Source organism: Agarilytica rhodophyticola (assembly GCF_002157225.2).
Classification (GTDB): domain Bacteria; phylum Pseudomonadota; class Gammaproteobacteria; order Pseudomonadales; family Cellvibrionaceae; genus Agarilytica; species Agarilytica rhodophyticola.
Genome location: NZ_CP020038.1, coordinates 6186784 through 6207880 on the forward strand (window position 1 = coordinate 6186784; position 21097 = coordinate 6207880).

A 21097-nucleotide genomic window follows, 5' to 3' on the forward strand; every position below is an offset into this window, starting at 1 on the left:
CTATTGCTCAGTAGACAGCGAAATAGCGTTAACGCCAAGTTCTCTCGCGGCCTGAGCAACTTCTGTCAATGTTTTAATATTTGCTTCACGGTCAGCTTGAATAACCACTTTACCTCTTGGTGTTTCAGCCAAAAGAACTTGAAGTTGAGTCTTCACTTGGCGAATATCCACTTCGTTTCGATTAATCCAAACTTTGTTACCTTCAGTGACTGCCACCAATATCGGTGTTTTAACCAACGTAGCGGTTGTCGCATCAGGCCTGTTAATTTCAGTACCGGGTTCTTTAATAAAGGATGCTGTAACAATAAAGAAGATCAACATGATAAATACCACATCAAGCATGGGCGTTAAGTCAATTGCCCCTGCATCTTCTTCAGCTTCTGCTCGTCTACTCATGTCTATTCTCTATAAAACGCGATGGGCCACATTAGTGGTCCATCGTCAAATGGTCTTCGAGTAATTGATTTTCACGCTTCGCTATTTTATTGATGTATGTGGTGCCAAATACACCGGATAGAGCGGCCACCATACCAGCCATAGTTGGTATTGTTGCACGCGATACACCAGCAGCCATAGATTTGGCATCACCACCACCGGTAATAGCAAGAACGTTGAACACTTCAATCATGCCCGTAACAGTACCTAATAACCCCATTAGAGGGCAAAGAGCTACCATAGTGCCAAGCATATCCAAATTTGCATTAATTTTTTCGCTAACGCGAGAAATCATAGCATCTCGGATCTTATGAGCATTCCAAGAAGTTCGCTCTGGGCGAGCCTCCCAATGTTCCAACGTCGAGTTAACTAACTTACTAAGAGAGCCTTTGTAAAACCAAAAGCGCTCAAACAGCAAAGTCCACATCATGAAAGTCAAGGCAGCGATCACGATCAAAATCGGACCGCCGGAGTCGATGAAGCTCCTAATATCTTCAAGCGCTTCAATCAAAGTCAGCATGGCTGTTCTCCTATTTACTTTCTACTTTTTCAGCGATTAAGCCGGCACTTTGCTCTTCAAGTACGTGGATAATAGATTTCGCTTTACCATTCAAGAAAGTATGAATAAGGACAGTTGGGATTGCCACGATCAAACCAAGTACAGTAGTTACCAATGCACCAGAAATACCGCCAGCCATCGCTGTTGGGTCACCGGCACCATAGATGGTAATAGCCTGGAAGGTTTGGATCATACCGGTTACCGTACCTAGTAGACCAAGTAACGGTGCAACCATAGAAATAATCTTAATCAAGCCAAGATAGGATTCAATGGGTGGACGTTCTTTAAGAACCGCCTCTTCAAGCTTAAGCTCAAGTGACTCACCGTCGATTCCTGGATTATCTTCAGCAACTTTCAATACACGACCAAGAGGGTTGTTAGTATTGGCAGTTTTAGACTTCAACTGAGAACGAACCTTGCCAGCCATTACAGACAAGACCATGAAGCGCCAGATAGACACCAATATCGCGACAGCAAACACTGCAGTGATAACATAACCAACTTCACGACCTTGATGCCAGCGTTCTTCATATGAGGGACTAGCGATAAGAGCGCGTAAAAGAGTACCACCTTGAGGACCAGTTGGATCAGCACCGACTTTAACAAAACCAGAAGTTGCTGATTGCAGTGCCTTAGCACCAGCTAAATGGCTATCTGGTTGGCGAGCCAACTCACTAATAGAACCAGTACTTGGCTCATAGGCAAGATACTTACCATCTGAAATTAAGTTGTAGTTACCAACACGAACAACTTCACGTTGAGTCATTTGACCTGTTGGGTCAGAAACATCTGCATTAAATTTAACAACACGACCTGACTCAACAGTCTCACGTTGCAATTCATACCATAGACGCTCGATCTCTTCGATAGTAGGCAGCTTAGTTTCGCTGTTCATTTTTTCGATTAGACCATCTAAGAACTCACCACGGTTGGCGATTTGAGCACTTACGATAGATGCATCAAGGTTAGCACGAAGGTCGCCGGCAGTAGACGTCAGGTGACCAAACAACTCTTTCAAGGAACCTAAACGCTCTTCGTACTGTGCGCGCTTTTGTTGTACGAGCAAATCTTGCTCTTTGAATTTCGTCTCAAGGCGCTCAGAGCGTCTTTCTTCCGCAGCTTTTGTAGCTTCAGCTTGCTTTAACAAGTTAGCTTGGTTGGCTTTGTTACGACGGAACTCAGCTTCGCGTTTTCTGTGCTCGCGGCTCTCAGAGATCTTGCTGTCTTTCATCAACTGTAACAGTTGATCAAGGCTGGCAGCTTTCTCATCTTGCGCAGAAACAATACCAGAGAAGCCAATAGCACTTGCAGCAGCTAGCCCTAGAAGTTGTTTTTTAATACTCATTTTCATTGCGCAGCCTCCGGAGCTAAGATTGGTAAAGACATCACGTCAATTGACGCTTGCTTCTTAGCGATTTTAATACCTTTCAGAATTGCAGAGCGATACTCGCCAGCATCAAGCGCTACCCAAGCGCGTTGTTTTTGATCCCAAGCACCAGCGTATTTGCCATCCTTTGTTTGATAGATAACAGCAATACGTCCAAGTGCGAAAATATTAACTTCGCGTTCTTGTCCACCGACTTCGAAAGAGTCTGTGTAATTGTGGATAGTACGACCGTACTCAGCTTCAATATTGTACGCCTCTAGGATCTGACGGAACTTCTCAGCTACTGAGATATCTGCACGATCCTGATTCTCACGCAAAAGCTTCATGCGCTTCTTACGCTCTTCTGGGTACAGTGGAACGTCGAGTGCAACAAATTGCTCAAGACCATCCATCATACGAAGGATAAGAGGTTGAATCTGACGCTCAATAACGGTGACGTTAGCGATGGATTCATCAAGATCTTTGATCAAGTTCAGCTGGTTTTCCAATTGCTTCTCAAGGCGAGCGTTATAAACACGCAACCCTTCGATTTCCTTGTTTACCCTTTTGAATTTTTGTAAAAGACTGGATGTTTCTTCCTGGAGTTTGTCGATTCGCTTTTGTGATGCTTGTCCTGCGGCAGTCTTAGTTTGACTGACCTTCAAGATCGCATCTATATCTTTGTCTGCATAAGCGGCGTTAGCAAAAAACGCCCCAGCAGAAATTGCCGTGGACAAAACCACAGCTGTCATACGCTGCTTCTTCATAGTTCCCCCAACTCGGGTGCTGACATTGGAAATTTTGCGACCGAACAAATCCATGCAACTTATTCGGATGGTTATCATGTAATAATCTAAACTTTTTTGTATTCGTAAAAAGCAGCATTGTAATAACACCCTTAACGAACATTCAATTACTTATAGTTTGACGCGTTGGCACGCACAACAAACATCACTATAAGTAACACTAATGATCATTAACTCATCAAAAAAGTAACAGAAAAGTAACACCCGCTCATATTTTACTCTCAACCAAGTTTTGCTTTGGACGACATAATCCCCCGAAGTTTCTTTTGTGAAGAGGGTATTTTTGCAAAATTTCAAACGGGCAAACTACCTCTGAACGCAGATTAAATTGCCTGCGTTACCAGAATACCCTATTTTCACGCCAAGGTTATATAGATTTTGTCTAGCAAGTGTTCACTTTCTCTCTAGCATAGAATTTTCAGTGATCAAGCCCACTATAAGGTTCAATTAGAGAATAGAGATTGAATTAAAAAGAAATTGACCTGAGGAACAGTATTGCGCTAGAAAATTAAACGCCCAATACAAAAAGATCATTAAGGCGACAAAGCTACAACTCGTTATTGCACGAAAAAGCAAAATCAAATGAAAAAAATCGAATATTTTTTTCTATTTTTTTCGGTCAAAAACTACGAAGGAATAGTCGTAAGGATTACCCCCTTGTGCTTCATACTTATCACGAGAAATTTCTTGCCAATGCTCAGGGTCAAATAGTGGAAAAAACGCGTCACCTTCCACTTCAGCATGCACTTCTGTGAGGTACAACCTTGTACAGATATTGATCGACTGCTTGTAGAGTTCCGCGCCGCCTATCAACATGATTTCCTCTTTGTTATCTAACAAAGCGATTTGATTGGCTATAGATATAGCAGCATCTATATCATGTACAACTTTGACACCATCGTAAGACCAATTATCTTGCCTTGTAACAACAATATTGGTTCTTCCTGGAAGAGGCCGCCCAATGGACTCAAAGGTCTTGCGCCCCATAATAATGGGGTGCCCCATAGTAATTTTCTTAAAGTATTTAAGATCTTCCGACAGACGCCACGGAAGGCCGTTTTCCTTACCGATTGTACGATTTTGCGCCATTGCTACCACAATGGAAAGCTTAACTGGAGTAGACATATTCAAATTAAACCGAAATAGGTGCTGCTATGTGAGGGTGTGCATCATAGCCTGTAAGTGTAAAGTCGCTATATTTGAACTCGAATATATTCTTTACATCAGGGTTTATTTCCATCTTTGGAAGATCTCGAGGCTCCCGGCTTAACTGAGTATCAACTTGCTCCATATGGTTTAAATATAAGTGCGCATCACCAAAGGTATGGACAAAGTCACCAGGCTTTAAATCGCACACTTGTGCCATCATCATAGTCAGTAGGGCGTATGAGGCGATATTAAATGGTACGCCTAAAAATACGTCAGCACTGCGTTGATAGAGCTGGCACGACAAACGACCATCGCTAACATAAAACTGGAAAAGGGTATGACAAGGCGGTAAAGCCATTTTACCGTTTTCAACATTATCTTGTGGTGAGATACCCTCATCAGGTAGCAAGCTGGGGTTCCAAGCTGAAATTATTAGCCTGCGTGAATCGGGCTTACTCTTGATTTGGCGAACAAGCTCGGTAACTTGATCAATACTTTGCCCGTTTGGTACGGGCCAGCTGCGCCATTGAGCTCCGTAAATAGGCCCTAAATCGCCATTAGAAGTTGCCCAGGCGTCCCATATCTTAACGCCATTTTGGGACAGGTATTCAATGTTAGTCTCACCATTTAAGAACCATAGCAACTCATGAATAATGGACTTTAGGTGACACTTTTTGGTGGTTACCAATGGAAAGCCCTGCTCTAAGTCAAAGCGCATTTGGTGACCAAAAATACTCACCGTCCCTGTTCCAGTGCGATCTTGCTTCTTCGTTCCGTTATCACGGATATGGCGCATTAAATCTAAATATTGTTTCACTTCCAACCTACTTTAGTTTTCTATCTATAATACCCATGAAAAATTCATCCTGAAATTTTTCATGGGGTCGAAACAAAAACCCTGGCGCAAATACGTCGATTTGTTGGGGTTTTCGCTTCTCGCATGGGCTAAAGCTCATGAGCAAGCCATCCTTGGCTTACATATAGATTTATTTAGTCGCCTCAACGGTCTCAGTCTTGGCGTTGCCACTAGCAAAACGATACGCGGCAAAAAATATAATGAGCCCAATAATAATCATTGGAAGGCTAAGTATCTGGCCTCTTGTCATCCAGCCAAATTGGTAGCCAATGTGAGCATCTGGTTGACGAACAAATTCAACACCAAAACGGAAACAGCCATAACAAATCAAAAATAAAGAAGCTACAGCGTAACGCGGGCGCGGTTTGCGGGAAAACCAAAATAAAATAATGAATAGCACTAAGCCTTCGAAAAAGGCTTGATAAAGCTGCGATGGATGGCGCACAAGCTGATCCACATCTTTGGGAAATACCATCCCCCAAGATACATCTGTTTCACGACCCCAGAGCTCACCCCCGATAAAGTTACCTAAGCGCCCAAGCCCCAAACCAATAGGTACGAGAGGCGCGGTAAAATCCATAACATCAATAAACGGACGCTTTATCTTTCTTGAAAACATTATCATGGCAATAATGACACCTATTAGACCGCCATGGAAAGACATCCCCCCTTCCCAAACACGAAATAGTATGCCGGGGTTGTCTAGGAAAGCTGAAAAGTTATAAAAGAAGATGTAGCCAATCCTAGCTCCTATTACAACACCCATTGCACCGAAAAATATCAAATCCTCCACTTGAGCTTTGGTGACGGGAGAATAAGGCTTTTTAGTGCGCATAGTTCCCAGTAACCACGCAGCGGCAAAGCCGAATAAATACATAAGACCATACCAATGGATATTGATAGGGCCAAATACTTTGCCAAACAACTCAAAAGACCCCAAACTCAATGCCACGGGATCAATTTCTGGGTATTTCAACATAAAATATTCCAAATAAGAGGACAATGCTCAACCAGCACTTTAGTCACGAGCAGATAAAATAACAGGCGCATCATACCAGAAGCATTTTTCTGTTGATATCACATGATTTTATCTGCCAGCTAAGACAGTTCTTCTTCCACATTTGGGCGCAGCAAACGAGTTAGGCCAAACTGCTTTAAGCTGCTTTCAAGGCAACGGTTGATAGAATCGGCATCCGGTAGGTTCATCACTTCACCCAATAAGGCTTCTGCTTGCTCCAAGCTCATAGCCCTAACAACAGATTTTACTTTCAGCAGGTTCGATGCACTCATAGATAAGACATCAAAGCCCATTGCCACGAGCAATATTGCAGCCGAAGGCTCGCCAGCCAGCTCGCCGCAAATACTAACGGGAATACCTTCAAGGTGAGACTCTTCTACCACAAACTTCAATGCTCGAAGCACCGCCGGGTGAAGAGAATGATATAAATCTGCAACTCTGGCATTGTTGCGATCAACAGCGAGTAAATATTGTGTCAGGTCATTACTACCCACAGATAAAAAATCTACTCGAGCGGCAAACTCTCTTGCCTGGTAAACCGCCGCAGGGACTTCAACCATCACGCCAATAGGCGGCATCTGGACTTCATAATTTTCATCCAGCAACTCGTCATAGGCTCGATAAATCAGCATCTGTGCAATTTCTAACTCAGCAACATTCGACACCATTGGCAGCATAATACGCAAATTATCTAAGCCCTCACTGGCTTTGAGCATAGCTCTTACCTGTGTCAGGAAAATCTCTGGATGATCAAGGGTGACACGTATACCGCGCCATCCCAGAAAAGGATTATCCTCAGAAATAGGAAAGTAAGGCAAAGCCTTATCACCACCAATATCAAGCGTTCTCATGGTGACAGTATGTGGTGCAAATGCTTCCAGCTGATCGCGATAGGCAATACGTTGTTCTTCCTCACTGGGAAAACGGTCGCGTAACATAAAAGGGACTTCGGTACGATACAAACCGACTCCCTCAGCCCCGCGCTCAATTGAAATCATGGCATCGGCTTTAAGGCCAGTATTAACAAAAAGAGCAACACGGTGATGATCAGTGGTTTCGCAAGGTAAATCTTTTAATGTTTCAAGGCCTGCAACCAGATCCTTATCTTCATCGACAATGGCTTGGTACTGCTCACGCAAGGCATCACTGGGATCGACGTAAATGGTACCTCGGTAACCGTCGATAATAAGCTCGTGCCCTTCGAGCTTGGTGAAAGGAAAATCCACCGCACCCATAATTGTCGGAATTCCCATGGAGCGCGCTAAAATAGCAATATGTGAATTGCTAGAACCACGCAAAGAAACAAGGCCGACCAGTTTCTCCTGAGGTATTTCCGCTAATACCGAAGCCGTTAAATCTTCACCGACAAGAATACTTGCCTCTGGGTATACCCGCTTTTGCGTTGATAATTGCTGCAAATACGCCAGTACCCGACTGCCTAGATCCCTAACATCAGAAGCACGTTCTCGCAAATAAGGATCGCTCATGCTATTGAAAGTCGCTACGTGCTCCAGTATTACTTGACTCCAAGCATATTGAGCTGAGCAACCCTCTCGAATTTTTTCTATCACCTCTCGGCCAAGAGACTCGTCATCCAACATAGCCAAGTATGCATCGAACAAGATTCGCTCTTCTTTGTTGATGCGATTTTCTAACTCTTTACCCAGGTTGTTAACGTCTTCTCTCACCGCAGCCAAACAACGGTGAAAGAATGCGATTTCTTTATCAAGGTCGCTATAACCTTGATAGGGAACTGATTTCAGATCTGATAAAGGTGATGACACCACGCAGCGACCAATCACCACTCCCGATGAACCAGCGATACCAGTAAAGCGTGTTTCACTTTTTGATGATTTAGCTGAATGTAAAACACCTGTGGCTTCAGCATGGGCAATGACACCGGCCAACTGCGCCGACATAGTCACCAAGAATGCTTCATCGCCTTCATCAAAGCGGCGATTATCCTGCTGCTGCACAACAAGCACTCCCAGAACCTGACGATGATGAATTATCGGTGCACCAAGGAAGGAATTAAACTTTTCCTCACCTGTTTCTGGAAAATACTGATATTTGGGGTGATTAACAGCATTATCGATATTTATTGGCTCTTCGCGGGAAGCGACATGTCCCACCAAGCCCTGCCCCTTGGAAAGCCCTACTTTGCCTATCGAATCGCTGTTTAAGCCCTCTGTTTTCTTTAAGAGGTACTGATCATTCTCGTCGCGCAGGTAGATCGAACATACATCTGCGTTCATCGCAGCTTTAACACGCTGAACAATGATAACTAAAACTTCGTCAAGCTCTGAAGCAGCATTAACTTCTTGAACAATCTGACGGAGAGAATTTAGCATGCAGAGTCCCCATGTGAATCCGGGCCACATGCGACAATATCGCGGTTATATATAGGTAGCAGCTCCTTTAAGGCTTTGCGATAAACCTCTCGTTTAAAAGAAACCACTTTTGAAAGAGGATACCAGTAATTGGCCCATGCCCATTGATCAAATTCTGGGGAGCCACCGCTGTCTATACGAATAGAAGCTTCACTAGATAACAGCTTGAGCAAATACCATTTTTGTTTCTGGCCAATGCAAACTGGCGACTTATGAGAGCGAACAAGCTTTTTCGGTAATCGATAACGCAACCACCCTTTAGTGACGGCCATAATTTGAACATCTTTCTCTTGTAAGCCAATCTCTTCTTCTAATTCGCGGAAAAGTGCTACTTCGGGGTCTTCTCCTTGCTTGATCCCACCTTGGGGAAATTGCCAAGCATCCTGACCACCAACCCTTCGTGCCCATAGTATGCGTCCATGATTGTTCGCCAGGATAATACCGACATTCGGACGAAATCCATCAGGGTCTATCAAGCGAGCACCTCTCTCTATATTTGTTATAATAAGGCATCTATTGTTTCACAGTTTAGTAATATCCATCAAACCACGCAGATTTGCACGCCTTAAATAGTTTTTTTGCATGCAAATCAGTCAATTAGCGCCTATCTATAACATAGCTTTAAAGAGGCACTAGATGCATCACAAGAATGTGATGCTCAAAATCGACCGCAATAAGCCGTTGATTTTGCAAGCAAATAAAATGATATTTTTATTTGCAGTTGCCAGTATGAGGACAGGATGCACATCTCTGGCTAACAACTAATTCGTCTTTTTTTCAAAAAGCAGCCCTAATTTTTAGGCTAAGGATTTATATTGAGTTTAGCGATTTTTGACCTCGATAATACCCTACTCGGTGGCGATAGTGATCACAGCTGGGGAGAATTTATGATTGAGAAAGGCCTTGTTGATGGCGAATCTCACAAAACAGCCAACGATCAGTTCTATCAAGATTATAAAGCCGGCACCCTAGATATTAGTGCGTATGTCTCATTCACCTTGTCTCCACTTAGAACCATGAGTATAGCTGAACGAGAGAAACTGCATGAAGAGTTTATGGCGAGTAAAATTACTCCATTGATTCTCCCCAAAGCTCAAGCCCTAATCGAAAAACATAGAAATCAAGGCCATACCTTACTCATTATTACCGCTACTAATCATTTTATTACAGCTCCCATCGCCAGGCGCCTGGGGATAGAGAACTTACTTGCTACTGACCCGGAAGTTGTCGATGGGAAATTTACTGGTCGACTCGCCGGAACACCTTGCTTTCAAGAAGGAAAGGTTGTGCGTCTACGACAGTGGCTACAAGACAGACCAGAGGATATGGAAGAAAGTTTCTTTTACAGTGACTCGTTTAACGACCTGCCTCTGCTGGAACAAGTATCCTACCCGTACGCAGTAGACCCTGATGAAACCTTGAAAGAGCACGCTGAAAACAATAACTGGCCAGTCATAAGTTTAAGATAATGGATACAAAACTATATCGCTACAGCATCATTCTCTTATGCTCGCTTGGTTCTATCGCATGTGAACAGGAATCTTCGCCGTCAATAGAGGCACCGCAAGAGCGAGCAGAGACTGCCACTCACCACAATGCCCAAACCCAACAAATATCCAATGCTATGTTTAAAGCTGGCGCCGACGCATTGGATGAATCTGTAAGAAATTTTATTGCGCTAAAGTCAGCAATTGAAAAATTTATCGCAGCTCCCAATCAAGACAAATTAATCGCGGCCCAGCAAATATGGCTAAAGGCCGTGCTCTCTTATCGACATTTTTTTTATTTTCGCCATATAGGTTTAGTGGCACCGGATAAACTGCCGCAGCTCAATCAACTTGATTATCAGTTGGCCAGCTTCCCTATCCAACCCGGCTTTTTAGATACTTTTGGTGACTACCCTTACTCTGGGTTAGTGCACGATATCAGCTTTCCTCTAAGTAAACAGAGCCTATCAAATCAGCATGGTTTGACAGACTTAAGCGAAGTGGTACTTGGTTTGTATGCTCTGGAATTTATGCTGTTTGATTCTGGCAGAGAACGTAACTATGAAGATTTTCTGCAAGTAGACACCCTCGATAAAGAGCATAAAGAAAGAGGTTTCGAACAGTTACAAGAAATCCCAAACAACCGACGCAGACAGCTTTTATCATTACAAGCAGAAATATTAATTGATGATGCAAAGCTCCTATTGTCGCTCTGGCAAAGCCCTGCTCAAGAAACAACCTACAAAAGATGGAATGATTTATCCGCCTCGGATAAACATACGATTGCCGCATCAGCCTTGGAAAGTGCGCTGACTCAAGTACTGCTGGAAATTGGCTCTCTTAACCAGCATGAAGACCAGGAGACAGTTATTTCTCCCCATATTTTGGGAGGTGTAAGTACTACCGATAAGCTCAATGCACAACGAAACTTTATTACTTACAGTTTGGAGTCGATGTTGAATGCAATAAAGTTTCTACCTGATGGCATTGCAAACCAGATAAGCCTAAATTTAACAAATGCTATAGAAGTGAGTACCAAGCCAGAGTTTAGTAACAATCCAAAAGAGTATTGGCAAGAAGTGTTTGCGAAGGTAAAGCAATCAGTGGATTTAATTCCTCAAAGCTAAGTTCTTCACAGGTATGGAGTTGGCACTAGAGAGATTAGCACCCCAAAAGCACTTCATATTAGTTAAAAGTGCCTTTGGCAATGCTTGTTGATAAAGCTTTAGTTACGCATCTTCAATATTGGCTTCATAGCCATCTGCATCCATAGCGTCGTCGAGTTCAGCAAGATCACTCGGTTGAACTTTAAAAAACCAGCCATCATCATATGGAGAGCTATTTACTGTTTCAGGGGCTTCTTCTAGCGCATCGTTAATAGCAATCACATCACCAGAAATTGGTGAAAAAATATCCGAAGCGGCTTTTACTGATTCAACAACACCGGCTTCCTCTCCCGCAGCAACCTTTGATCCCACTTCAGGCAACTCAACATAAACAACGTCGCCAAGAGCTTCTTGTGCGTGGTCAGAAATACCGACAGTGACACTACCGTCATCCTCTACGCGAGCCCATTCGTGGCTCGACATATATTTAAGTTCAGACCTAAACTCGCTCATCTTTCTATCCCCAATATTTTAATAAATGAAAACTTTACCAAAAATTAAATACACCAATTATTGCCATATAGAAATATAGCCTAAAAAACTTTTTTGCCATTACGAACGAAATTGGGTGCCACAACATCACAACTTAATACCTTGTTGCGAACCTTCACTTCGCATGTCTCACCAATTGCGACGGGCACTCGTGCAATAGCAATAGAATGTCCGAGCGTAGGAGAAAATGAGCCGCTGGTAATGACACCGCGAATATCACTTCCTTCCACAATTACTTCATAGCCTTCACGCAACACGCCTTTATCTTTTAAAACCAGGCCTACCAACTTTTCACTAACACCCTGCTGACGTTGTTGTTCCAGCACTTCCCTTCCGACAAAAGCTCGGCCTTCTGGTTCCCAAGCAATTGTCCATGCCATATTCGCCACTAGAGGTGAAATACCATCATCCATTTCGTGACCATAGAGATTCATACCGGCTTCTAGGCGAAGAGTATCTCTTGCACCTAAACCGCAAGGTTTAACGCCAGCATCAGCAAGACTCTGCCAAAAATCTGGTGCATGTGTTTGCGGTAAAATGATTTCATAACCATCTTCTCCGGTATAGCCCGTGCGCGCCACCAGCCACTCATTCCTACCAAAAGCACTGAGTTCCTTACCTTGAAAGGGCTTTAATTCGGCAAGGGCATCTATATTTAAAATTGCATCCACTTTACGACGAGCGTTGGGCCCTTGAATAGCAATAATGGCCATCTCTGGACGCTCCTCAACTTGAACAGAAAAAGCTTGTGCTTGCTGCTGCATCCACGCCAAATCTTTTTCTCTCGTTGCACAGTTAACTACCATACGATAGCCATCTTCCATAAGGTAAACGATTAGGTCGTCAATAACACCGCCCTGCTCATTTAACATACCGGTATAAAGCGCCTTGCCGACAATTTTTAGCTTGTCTACATCGTTAGCCAATAATTTTTGCAAAAATACTTTTGCATCACCACCTTTAATATCCACTACTGTCATATGTGATACATCAAACATACCAGCATCAGTGCGTACAGCATTGTGCTCTTCGATTTGCGAACCATAGTTTAGGGGCATATTCCAGCCACTAAAATCAACTAACTTCGCACCTTGCTTTTTATGATAATCGACCAAGGATGTTTCTTTTAACATTAGCTTTAAGTCCTCTACATTATTGTCGCGCATTGTAGGATAAATACGGCTCCAGATGAATGATCAAGACAGCTTTAGATCGTATGTTTGTATTTTCACCAACAAAAGACAACCTACCCTTTGTCAGATATCGCAACCAAAGTATTTTACAACAGCCCTATCATCACTTAGTCTTGCGGCGCGCCAAGTATCGCTGTACATAATTTTGAGTTTGTTAACAAGGTAAACACAGTATGGGAAAAAACCCTTCATTTAGCTTCTCTAACGCGCTCTTGAAATGGTTTGACGAACACGGACGTAAAAACCTCCCTTGGCAGCACCCAATCGCCCCCTATCGAGTATGGCTATCAGAGGTTATGCTACAACAAACTCAAGTAGAAACGGTCATTCCTTACTTTGAACGCTTCCTTAAAAAATTTCCCTCAGTAAAAGCTCTAGCAAAGGCGCCTTTGGATGATGTACTGCATTTATGGACAGGCTTAGGTTATTACGCACGGGCACGTAACCTACATAAATGCGCCCAGCTAGTGGTAAGTGAATACAAGGGTAAGTTTCCCAGTGATGTAGAGCAGCTCGTTGAGCTGCCGGGTATAGGCAAGTCCACAGCCTGTGCAATATCCAGCATAGCATTTGGTCAGGCAACGGCTATTTTAGATGGCAACGTCAAGCGGGTACTTACTCGTTTCCATGCAGTTGAAGGCTGGCCAGGAAAACCTAAGGTTGAAAAAATGCTATGGCAATATGCAGACTCTCATATGCCGCAAGAGCGCTGTGCAGATTACACACAAGCTATCATGGATTTAGGGGCCACACTCTGCACCCGCAGCTCCCCCAACTGCCCAGCTTGCCCCATGCAAGACAACTGCGAAGCTTATTTAGGGGATGAGGACGTAACAAAGTACCCAGAGAAAAAACCGCGAAAAGCTACACCAGAAAAATCCACCACTATGCTCATAGTACGCGACCAAAAGGACAGAATATTACTTGAACAACGCCCAACACAGGGGATATGGGGAGGCCTTTGGAGCTTTATGGAATTTGACAGTACAGAAAATGCACTAACCTATTGTCAACAACTAGGGAAAGTTGGAGAACATGAATCCTGGTCAGAAATTATTCATGTATTTAGCCACTACAAACTAAAAATTACACCTTTGCTTGTTACATTAAATAGCGCATTATCTGTAAAAGAAGATGGCAAGCAATGGGTTACACTAGAAGAGTCGCTAAACTTAGGCCTTGCAGCCCCAGTAAAACGCCTAATCCAAAATGTACAGAAACTGTCTGAATTTTTAATTTAATTTTTCACCCCCAGAAAACGGGAGTTTACATGACACGCACCGTAATGTGCCGCAAATACAAGCAAGAACTACCAGCCCTCAGCGCCCCTCCTCTGCCGGGAGCTAGAGGAGCAGAGCTATTTGAAACAATATCCGCAAAAGCCTGGCAGGACTGGCTACAGCACCAGACACGCCTGATAAATGAAAAACACTTAAATATGATGGACCCCGAAGCCCGTAAATATCTATCCGAGCAAATGGAAAAATTCCTCTCCGGTGCAGAATATGATCAAGCTGACGGCTATATCCCCGAAGAAAAAAGCTAAAATTTAACCACGGCAAAAAGAAGTAAAAAACCTGCTTGACTACAGCCCCATTAGCAGGTTTAATACGCGCCTCTCGTTTAAGGGACACCCCATAAACGCAAGCCCAGATAGCTCAGTCGGTAGAGCAGAGGATTGAAAATCCTCGTGTCGGTGGTTCGATTCCGCCTCTGGGCACCATAAATAAAAGCTCCGCGAACGCGGGGCTTTTTTTATGTCCGCTAGCAGATGAGAACCACCGCGTTGATTCGATAAAATGCGCCATCATTTTAAACAAGCGACAGTAATGCCCACAGAGGCAAGCAGCCCTGAAGCTGTTGCGATTGTTCCTTTCCTGGTTGCCATTTATAAGAAACCGGTACTTTCTTATTTTTCAGCGCTAGCTCTCGTTTATCCTAAAAGTTCAACATACTCCGTCAAGCAGCTCACAAAATTTTTCTGCCATGTTGTTTTCTTTAGGTAACTCATGTAGTCGAGCATAAGGTTCAGGATATGAATTATCAAACTCATCTGCATTTAATTGTTCACGTCGTTCATCAATGCTTGCATAAACAGCATTGGCATTTTTGATAATAACGGGCCAATCTTCTTTACTGATTGTTCGTTTTAATTGATGTTTTTGAAAGACATCAATATCTGTGGCAGCACTAAAGATATCACCTCGCAATGCCGATGCCATATAATGTGCGGCGGCGATAATTTCTAAGCTTTTTTCTAATGTAAAGTTTTTAGACTGTTTTATACCAAAGTCTTTCCTTATGCGCTCCTCCGTTTCGTGGCCTTTTTTGAGATTATCCAGAGTTGAGCTATAAATCGCCCCAAGCATATATAGTGCTTCTACCGAGCCGAGCGCCGCCGCATTTCTCAAAGCTTCTAGAGCTTTTGATGTTTGCGAATTAACCATGAGTTCACCAGACACCTCCTGCAAAGCGTAGATATCTCCTTGGTCCGCTAACGCAAGTAAGGCTTCTTGATCATAACTACGGTATATTTCAGCTTGCTCGAGCGAGCTTCCACGAGATGCCTTCCATTCAGCTAACTCATATCGCTCTGCAAGTGTAAGCCGGGTAAATTTATTTTCGCTTGCCTTATCTTCAACCAGTGTTTTAAATTCACTAGGAACAGCCATTTCCGATAAAGTCAGAGTATTACGATAATCATCGTTAGATCTATTATCAGTAGCTATTTCACTAATAGGTTCACTTTCAGAGTGAAATAGAGCACTGTTAGTAGTCCTCTTATTGCTTATTTGAAATGATATCGCACCAATTAGGCCGATAAGTAAAAAGCTAGGAATCAATATTTTTTTCATACTTTCCTTGTCATGCTTATTTGCATACAGTATATATTTAAAGCTCTGCTTAAAAAGCAATGCATTGTAGTCAGTGTAAGTGAATTAACCCTATGAAAATACCTTCCTTATATTTTATCAAAACTCGAATTAGATAATAGAATAATTTATTTTAAATGAACACCTTTCGCTGAAAAAAAGATGAAACAATCTATAAACTTAGTTGCAAAAATTAAGTTTATATTAAACTATTAAAACACAAAAAACCAATTAACTGTGTGAAAAAATTAGGCGGGTTATTTAAAGCAAGATCTCTGCAAAAACTTCGTAAATCCGTGTTATCACTACTAGTAGAAAACTTATCTACATCAAAGAAGAGAGCATGCAGTAGATTAATAAAAACTCAATATTTTTTCATTCCAAAGCCTAAATGATTAATTAAAATTAGGACTTTACAGGTTTAAATTTTTTTACAAAAGGAATACAATAATCTGTAATTATTTATACTTGTTTACAGCCTTGCTTCTTGAATTAATTTATTATCCCTCGGAGTATCTAAAAGCACATCAAACTCCAAATCATCTTCAAAAACCTCATATCATATGACTAATATACTCTAATCAAGAAATGAAAAATAGACGTTTTAGCTTTTGCGATCGTTCTATTAATGAATAGCATTTCAAATAGCAATTTAATCATAGCTGGAGCCTCATGAATTAGAGTTTCCAACCTGAGGGAACATCACTGTCCAGTTCTTGAAAAATTTTTTCTTGGCGCAAGTACCGGCAGCCCTATAGAAAAGGATTAATTTTTAGTTATACTAACTGCGCTTCAGCATAAACTTAAACCTTATCAACAATCAAAAATATTTAAGGCATAAAACCACAATTAGCCGCATAGCAATGTGGCTCGTTCTTGCTGTGTTTTTAGAAAAAAATGTGGCGTTGCGGAGCCGGTCAGATGACTTTGTTAAATGGCTAATTACTTCGAACTGCTCGTAGATACGCCTGTGTATTGGGCAACCAACTTCGTTAAGCTTGCCTCAAACCTATGAAACTTTTTGTTTTAATAGGAAAGCACAGACTCTTAAACAACACTAGTGGAATGAAAAACCATCACTTTTTAACACCATGTTATAGACAATAGATAAAGCCTATAACAATAATTAAATGAAAATTAAAAAAGGAAAGAAACTATGCCGTTAACAAAACTAAAAAGTATTAGCCAGAATACTTGGTTAGGTAATGGAAAAGGTCCTGAAGCAAGAATTGGATTATGCTATTACATGTGTAACTTCGTTGAAAGTGCTGATGAGATTTGGAATAAACCTGATTCTTTTGACAATGCTATTTCTTCTGCACAAAATTTTTCATCAGCAACTAAAATGATTAATTATGCGAAAGCTCAACTAACCAGAAAAGCACCGCAGATTCCTGTATACCCTGTAGTTGTAGGAGCTTTAGAAAATAACCGAATTTATCGAGGTGGCTTGTGGTTTGGCCTTATCACAAATGTTATTGGCGATCCCAACCATGAATTTATTATTATCACCGGAAGTAATGATGATGTAGCCTATTTTGAACCAAATTTTGGATTTTATCAGGTAAGTAACCCTGGGATGAATAATCGAGAAGCCGTTGAGCACTTTATAAATGAGCAATATGGCCCTGGATCTCATACAGGGAATTTTCAATATAATAATGTGAGGAGTATTAAACAATCATCTCCATTGGGATTCAATTAACTCTTCCTCAGCATTGCGATCTTCATAGTAGGTAGTTTTTAAATTTTTAGCGAATACGCCCACTTTTGAATAGAGACCCAAGATTCTTATTAACTACAAATTAGATGTTTAATACACTTAACCCTAGGGTCTGACAAAATAGGCCCTTTAAGAATTAAAATATGAGCATTTAGGTGCTCTCTATATTTGGCATATTCACCAATAACTGAGTGAGGCATTTGCAATGCCTCTATTATGTCGAACTCTTCGTTGTATATCACTGCCACCAGCTCATCAAAGTCTTTGTCATTATATTTTCGGATAGCACTGAGTTGGCGAGAGTTATTTGTAGAAGTAACCCTACGCCCTTTGATTTGAACGCGAATGCCAGTTTTGCTGATGCCGTCAAACCCGACCTTAGAATTAGCCTCAAGTTTTAAGTCCAACGCATTTGCTACAAGCCATTCGGTATAGTCACCCAAAGGATTATTATGGGTTCTTACTACTCCTCGAGTTTTAAGCTCTTTAGTTATTGAAGCTTGCAGTTGCAAAAGCTCCTTAGTTCCCATTTCTTTTAGTTGCACTTCCTCCTTCGGCAGCTAACGCTCTGTTATGTGGTTAGAGATAGCTATAATAGTGGGAAATTCAGATACGTTTATATTTAGTAGCCCGGATCAAATCTGACTTAGACTACTATTTATTAAATCCAATCTCAAATAAACCTACTTAAACATTGGCTAATGAAGTAAAGTTATAAATTACTCTTAAGGAATATTTAACTTCTAGCATATAAAAGTGTCGTTATGTTTATGTTCAGCACACCCTAAAATTATATCCACCTTGGCGTCGGAGTATTGGGACGACTGGGGGCAGTGCTTTGCGTCCGCCGACCATGACTATACTTTCCCCTACTTTTTGAAGAGCTAGTGTGTGGATGGCTGGCAGCGGTGCTTAGTGTCCGTTTCTTACTACTGCGTCTAGAGCTGGAATGGGAACTTTCGCTTGCCGAGGACAAATCATATCTTGGGTCACCCATACGCTTCGACACAGGAATTGGTGGACGCCCTCCTTTGTGCCCGGCAAGCTCATCTAACTGTTTAAAACGTTCGTGTACTCTAGCACGTTCTTGTTCTTCTGTTCTTTTTGGCCGTTTTGGCTTAAATAACCTAGAGGAAATTCCTTTAGGAGCAATTAAATTTCCAAGCCCTCCTCCGCCGAAAAATAATGGGCCCGTTGGCGCTGTACTCATACTTTTTTTTGAAGAACGTTTACTGCTACCACTCCCGCTTAACCATCCTGGAGGTATTTTTCTCGATCTGCCAACTCCACTCATATTTTTACCTTTCTATATTGATAGTTGATTATTGTATGTAATGACAAGTATGTTGGTTAGTGGTTTTATACTAACTTTCCATGTAAGTGAAGAATTCGCTATTATTGTTCCGTCTGTTTTAAAATACTGTCGTCTAAATACAACGAGCTTTAATATTGGAAGGCAGGATATTGTATGAAAACTTTTACAAAAAATACAAGGAAGTCGCCTTATGCATTATAATATTTTATGACGTCATTCTTAATATTTTTTTTGCATGTTTAATTATTTAGTTTGGAACTTATCAATAATCTATATATTCACTCAAAAAATATTTATCATGTAATATCTATGAGAGCAGATTATATTAGTACTGAAAAAAAATTACTACCTGGAGTTACATTGGTGCAGCTTTCTGATGCTTCTATATTTATCTAGTTATCCATATTAATAGTTTCTTCCAACGAGCCATATAATAAAAACCTATTGTATACATGATGCCACCTACGAAGGCACACTATTATAAAATTTAAGCATCATCGATGTAATTGTACTATGCATAATAACTATAGAAATATAAGTAAAGCGGTACAGCTCCGTTTAGCATACTTACTTTTATATAGACTGCAATGCCTTTTTGAGTTCTCTATTATTTGGAGAATGCTCTAAGCACTTGATCAGTAGCTGCCTGGCCTGATCTTTTTTACCATATTTTATATAAATGTCCACTTCAGCCAATATCTTTGGTACATCTGTATAGTCTCGTGGCCTATTTGATTTTTTTAGTAAAAATATAATACAAACCACGACAATCGCAGCCATCACAACTAAACTTATATCCATATTTTCCCTTCTAACACTATATTCATTAGCGAAAAATCACAGTTTTTCAATTCTAAGTAGATTATTGATAATAGCAAAGTCCTTTGTTATATACACCGAGCTTATGTAAAATTAAATAGATAAATTCCTTTATTTCAAACTTTTCAACCTACACAAAGGTTCAGTCTTAATTGCTTTTTTTTGTTCATTTATAATATGATGAATGACACTTAAAAAATTTTGATGTGCTACTTTGTCTTCAACAAAATCCATAATCTTAAAAAGATTAACAGGATGTTTATGCACTAAATTCATAATTTTTTCGACTGCTTCTGCATGCTCCAAAGAATCGATATAGTGCGCAGCTAATTGAGTGGGTGTCATAATAAATAAGTCATACTCACGTTTCTTTATATAATTAGTGGCATCAAATGGCGACGCACCTTTCACGTTTAATTTAGGCATTTCACAAACGATATCGTACACCTCATTTTTAAAGCGACAGCCTGATATCTGTGCAAAACCTATCGACTCTAGCTTGTTTTTAACATACCGGCGCATGCCAGGAGCCATCACATCAAGGTCTGACCGATCGTAATGCAAATCATCAAACACTGATATGGCTTTAACACCCCAATCGACGATAATATAAGAATCTAGATTCAGAGATTCTATTGATTTTATGTGTTCATCTGACGGGCATGCTTGTGTTTCTGTACGTGAAATATTTGCCTTATTAATTTTCTGAAATAATTTAAGCATAGCTAATCTTATTTAACCTAAGTATTTGAATGCGCCTATTAACTTATAATCCATACTCATTACATATAACTTAACAATAACCTGTAAACTTGGGCTCTATTTGTTTTAAGCTATCGAAACACAAAACCTAGCGACAGTAAAGGTGTTAAACTTTTGCCGTTATGTAACTATCTTCAACAAAGCCTCTGTAGTTTTTACAATACAAAATTCATCATTTAGACTAGCCAAATGTACTTCATGTATTTCATCTGCAGTATAGCTTTTATTATTATAACCAACACGGTCAAATGTGGCTGTTGCATCAGAGATTAAAGTTACACCAAACCCCAGGTTGCCGGCCATACGAACAGTAGTTGATACACAATGGTCTGTGGTCAAACCAACTACAACAAGGTCTGTTATTGACTTGCTTTTCAAATAACTCTCAAGATCGGTACCAATGAAGGCACTATTAACTGACTTCTTGATATGCTTCTCTCCAGGTGCTGGTATAGCTATATCCTTGAAATCGTTGCCTGATTTGCTTGGATGGAGGGGTGAATCTGAATTTGTTGAACAGTGTTGAACATGAACAAGTGGGTAATCATGGGATCGCCATACGGATATCAACTTAGAAATTTTTGACTCCGCCTCCAGATTGTTTCTTTGTCCCCAATACGTATCATCAAATCCCTTTTGGACATCAATAACTATTAAGGCTTTATTGCTCATATCTTCCTCTTAAATT

General features: G+C 41.1%; 22 protein-coding genes and 1 tRNA gene. 6 read left to right on the forward strand and 17 right to left on the reverse strand.

Annotation, left to right across the window (positions count from 1 at the left end; translation table 11 throughout):
• The 9 genes from BVC89_RS25570 to BVC89_RS25610 form a co-directional block, all read right to left on the reverse strand.
• Positions 1-396: an ExbD/TolR family protein gene (locus BVC89_RS25570; protein ID WP_086933928.1), complete on the reverse strand. Its 396-nt coding sequence runs from the start codon at positions 394-396 to the stop codon at positions 1-3.
• 31 nt (positions 397-427) lie between these two features.
• Positions 428-955, reverse strand: a complete 528-nt coding sequence (locus BVC89_RS25575; protein WP_086933929.1) for a MotA/TolQ/ExbB proton channel family protein — start codon at positions 953-955, stop codon at positions 428-430.
• Between the two features lie 10 nt (positions 956-965).
• Entirely contained in the window at positions 966-2345 is a 1380-nt protein-coding gene (locus BVC89_RS25580) for a MotA/TolQ/ExbB proton channel family protein (RefSeq protein ID WP_086933930.1), read from the reverse strand.
• On the reverse strand, positions 2342-3127 hold the full coding sequence (locus BVC89_RS25585; protein ID WP_086933931.1) for a DUF3450 domain-containing protein: 786 nt from the start codon (positions 3125-3127) through the stop codon (positions 2342-2344). The genes BVC89_RS25580 and BVC89_RS25585 overlap by 4 nt, the downstream gene beginning before the upstream one ends.
• 645 nt (positions 3128-3772) lie before the next feature.
• Positions 3773-4291: a dihydrofolate reductase gene (locus BVC89_RS25590; protein WP_086933932.1), complete on the reverse strand. Its 519-nt coding sequence runs from the start codon at positions 4289-4291 to the stop codon at positions 3773-3775.
• Positions 4292-4298: 7 nt separating this feature from the next.
• Complete coding sequence (locus BVC89_RS25595) at positions 4299-5132, reverse strand: thymidylate synthase (RefSeq protein WP_086934756.1); 834 nt, start codon at positions 5130-5132, stop codon at positions 4299-4301.
• A gap of 169 nt (positions 5133-5301) precedes the next feature.
• The gene (lgt, locus tag BVC89_RS25600; RefSeq protein ID WP_086933933.1) at positions 5302-6150 is read right to left on the reverse strand and encodes a prolipoprotein diacylglyceryl transferase; all 849 of its coding nucleotides are present in this window, start codon (positions 6148-6150) and stop codon (positions 5302-5304) included.
• Between the two features lie 119 nt (positions 6151-6269).
• Positions 6270-8540: a phosphoenolpyruvate--protein phosphotransferase gene (gene ptsP, locus BVC89_RS25605; protein ID WP_086933934.1), complete on the reverse strand. Its 2271-nt coding sequence runs from the start codon at positions 8538-8540 to the stop codon at positions 6270-6272.
• Positions 8534-9055 carry an RNA pyrophosphohydrolase gene (locus BVC89_RS25610; RefSeq protein WP_086933935.1) on the reverse strand — a complete coding sequence of 174 codons (522 nt, stop codon included), beginning with the start codon at positions 9053-9055 and terminating at the stop codon, positions 8534-8536. Before BVC89_RS25610 ends, ptsP begins: the two co-directional genes overlap by 7 nt.
• 339 nt (positions 9056-9394) lie before the next feature.
• Between BVC89_RS25610 and BVC89_RS25615 the strand changes: the two genes are divergently transcribed.
• The gene (locus tag BVC89_RS25615; protein ID WP_086933936.1) at positions 9395-10048 is read left to right on the forward strand and encodes a histidinol-phosphatase; all 654 of its coding nucleotides are present in this window, start codon (positions 9395-9397) and stop codon (positions 10046-10048) included.
• Positions 10048-11193, forward strand: a complete 1146-nt coding sequence (locus tag BVC89_RS25620) for an imelysin family protein (RefSeq protein ID WP_086933937.1) — start codon at positions 10048-10050, stop codon at positions 11191-11193. Before BVC89_RS25615 ends, BVC89_RS25620 begins: the two co-directional genes overlap by 1 nt.
• Before the next feature lie 102 nt (positions 11194-11295).
• Here BVC89_RS25620 and gcvH read toward each other — a convergent pair whose 3' ends face one another.
• On the reverse strand, positions 11296-11685 hold the full coding sequence (gene gcvH / locus BVC89_RS25625) for a glycine cleavage system protein GcvH (RefSeq protein WP_086933938.1): 390 nt from the start codon (positions 11683-11685) through the stop codon (positions 11296-11298).
• Positions 11686-11765: 80 nt separating this feature from the next.
• Positions 11766-12857, reverse strand: a complete 1092-nt coding sequence (gene gcvT, locus BVC89_RS25630) for a glycine cleavage system aminomethyltransferase GcvT (RefSeq protein WP_086934757.1) — start codon at positions 12855-12857, stop codon at positions 11766-11768.
• 233 nt (positions 12858-13090) lie between these two features.
• Here gcvT and mutY point away from each other — a divergent pair, with 233 nt between their 5' ends.
• From mutY to BVC89_RS25645, 3 genes are all read left to right on the forward strand, one after another.
• Positions 13091-14158, forward strand: a complete 1068-nt coding sequence (mutY, locus tag BVC89_RS25635) for an A/G-specific adenine glycosylase (RefSeq protein WP_086933939.1) — start codon at positions 13091-13093, stop codon at positions 14156-14158.
• A 29-nt stretch (positions 14159-14187) separates the two neighbouring features.
• A complete protein-coding gene (locus BVC89_RS25640; RefSeq protein WP_086933940.1) occupies positions 14188-14463 on the forward strand; it encodes an oxidative damage protection protein in 276 nt (91 codons plus the stop codon).
• A gap of 101 nt (positions 14464-14564) precedes the next feature.
• Positions 14565-14640, forward strand: a tRNA-Phe gene (locus BVC89_RS25645).
• 223 nt (positions 14641-14863) lie between these two features.
• On the opposite strand, the gene BVC89_RS25650 is transcribed toward BVC89_RS25645, so the two are convergent.
• Positions 14864-15772, reverse strand: coding sequence for a hypothetical protein (locus tag BVC89_RS25650; protein WP_086933941.1), 909 nt, complete (start codon positions 15770-15772; stop codon positions 14864-14866).
• Between the two features lie 1174 nt (positions 15773-16946).
• Here BVC89_RS25650 and BVC89_RS25655 point away from each other — a divergent pair.
• Positions 16947-17495 (forward strand): hypothetical protein, encoded by a 549-nt coding sequence (locus BVC89_RS25655; RefSeq protein WP_086933942.1) that lies wholly within the window; start codon positions 16947-16949, stop codon positions 17493-17495.
• A gap of 89 nt (positions 17496-17584) precedes the next feature.
• Here the strand turns inward: BVC89_RS25655 and BVC89_RS25660 are convergent, their stop codons facing one another.
• The 5 genes from BVC89_RS25660 to BVC89_RS25680 form a co-directional block, all read right to left on the reverse strand.
• Positions 17585-18058, reverse strand: a complete 474-nt coding sequence (locus BVC89_RS25660; protein WP_086933943.1) for a DUF6998 domain-containing protein — start codon at positions 18056-18058, stop codon at positions 17585-17587.
• A 245-nt stretch (positions 18059-18303) separates the two neighbouring features.
• A complete protein-coding gene (locus tag BVC89_RS29975; RefSeq protein ID WP_158658124.1) occupies positions 18304-18807 on the reverse strand; it encodes a hypothetical protein in 504 nt (167 codons plus the stop codon).
• 594 nt (positions 18808-19401) lie between these two features.
• Complete coding sequence (locus BVC89_RS25670) at positions 19402-19629, reverse strand: type IV pilus assembly protein FimV (RefSeq protein ID WP_086933945.1); 228 nt, start codon at positions 19627-19629, stop codon at positions 19402-19404.
• 129 nt (positions 19630-19758) lie between these two features.
• A complete protein-coding gene (locus BVC89_RS25675) occupies positions 19759-20370 on the reverse strand; it encodes a hypothetical protein (protein WP_086933946.1) in 612 nt (203 codons plus the stop codon).
• A 159-nt stretch (positions 20371-20529) separates the two neighbouring features.
• Positions 20530-21081 (reverse strand): cysteine hydrolase family protein, encoded by a 552-nt coding sequence (locus tag BVC89_RS25680; protein WP_086933947.1) that lies wholly within the window; start codon positions 21079-21081, stop codon positions 20530-20532.
• Positions 21082-21097: the final 16 nt, after the last annotated feature.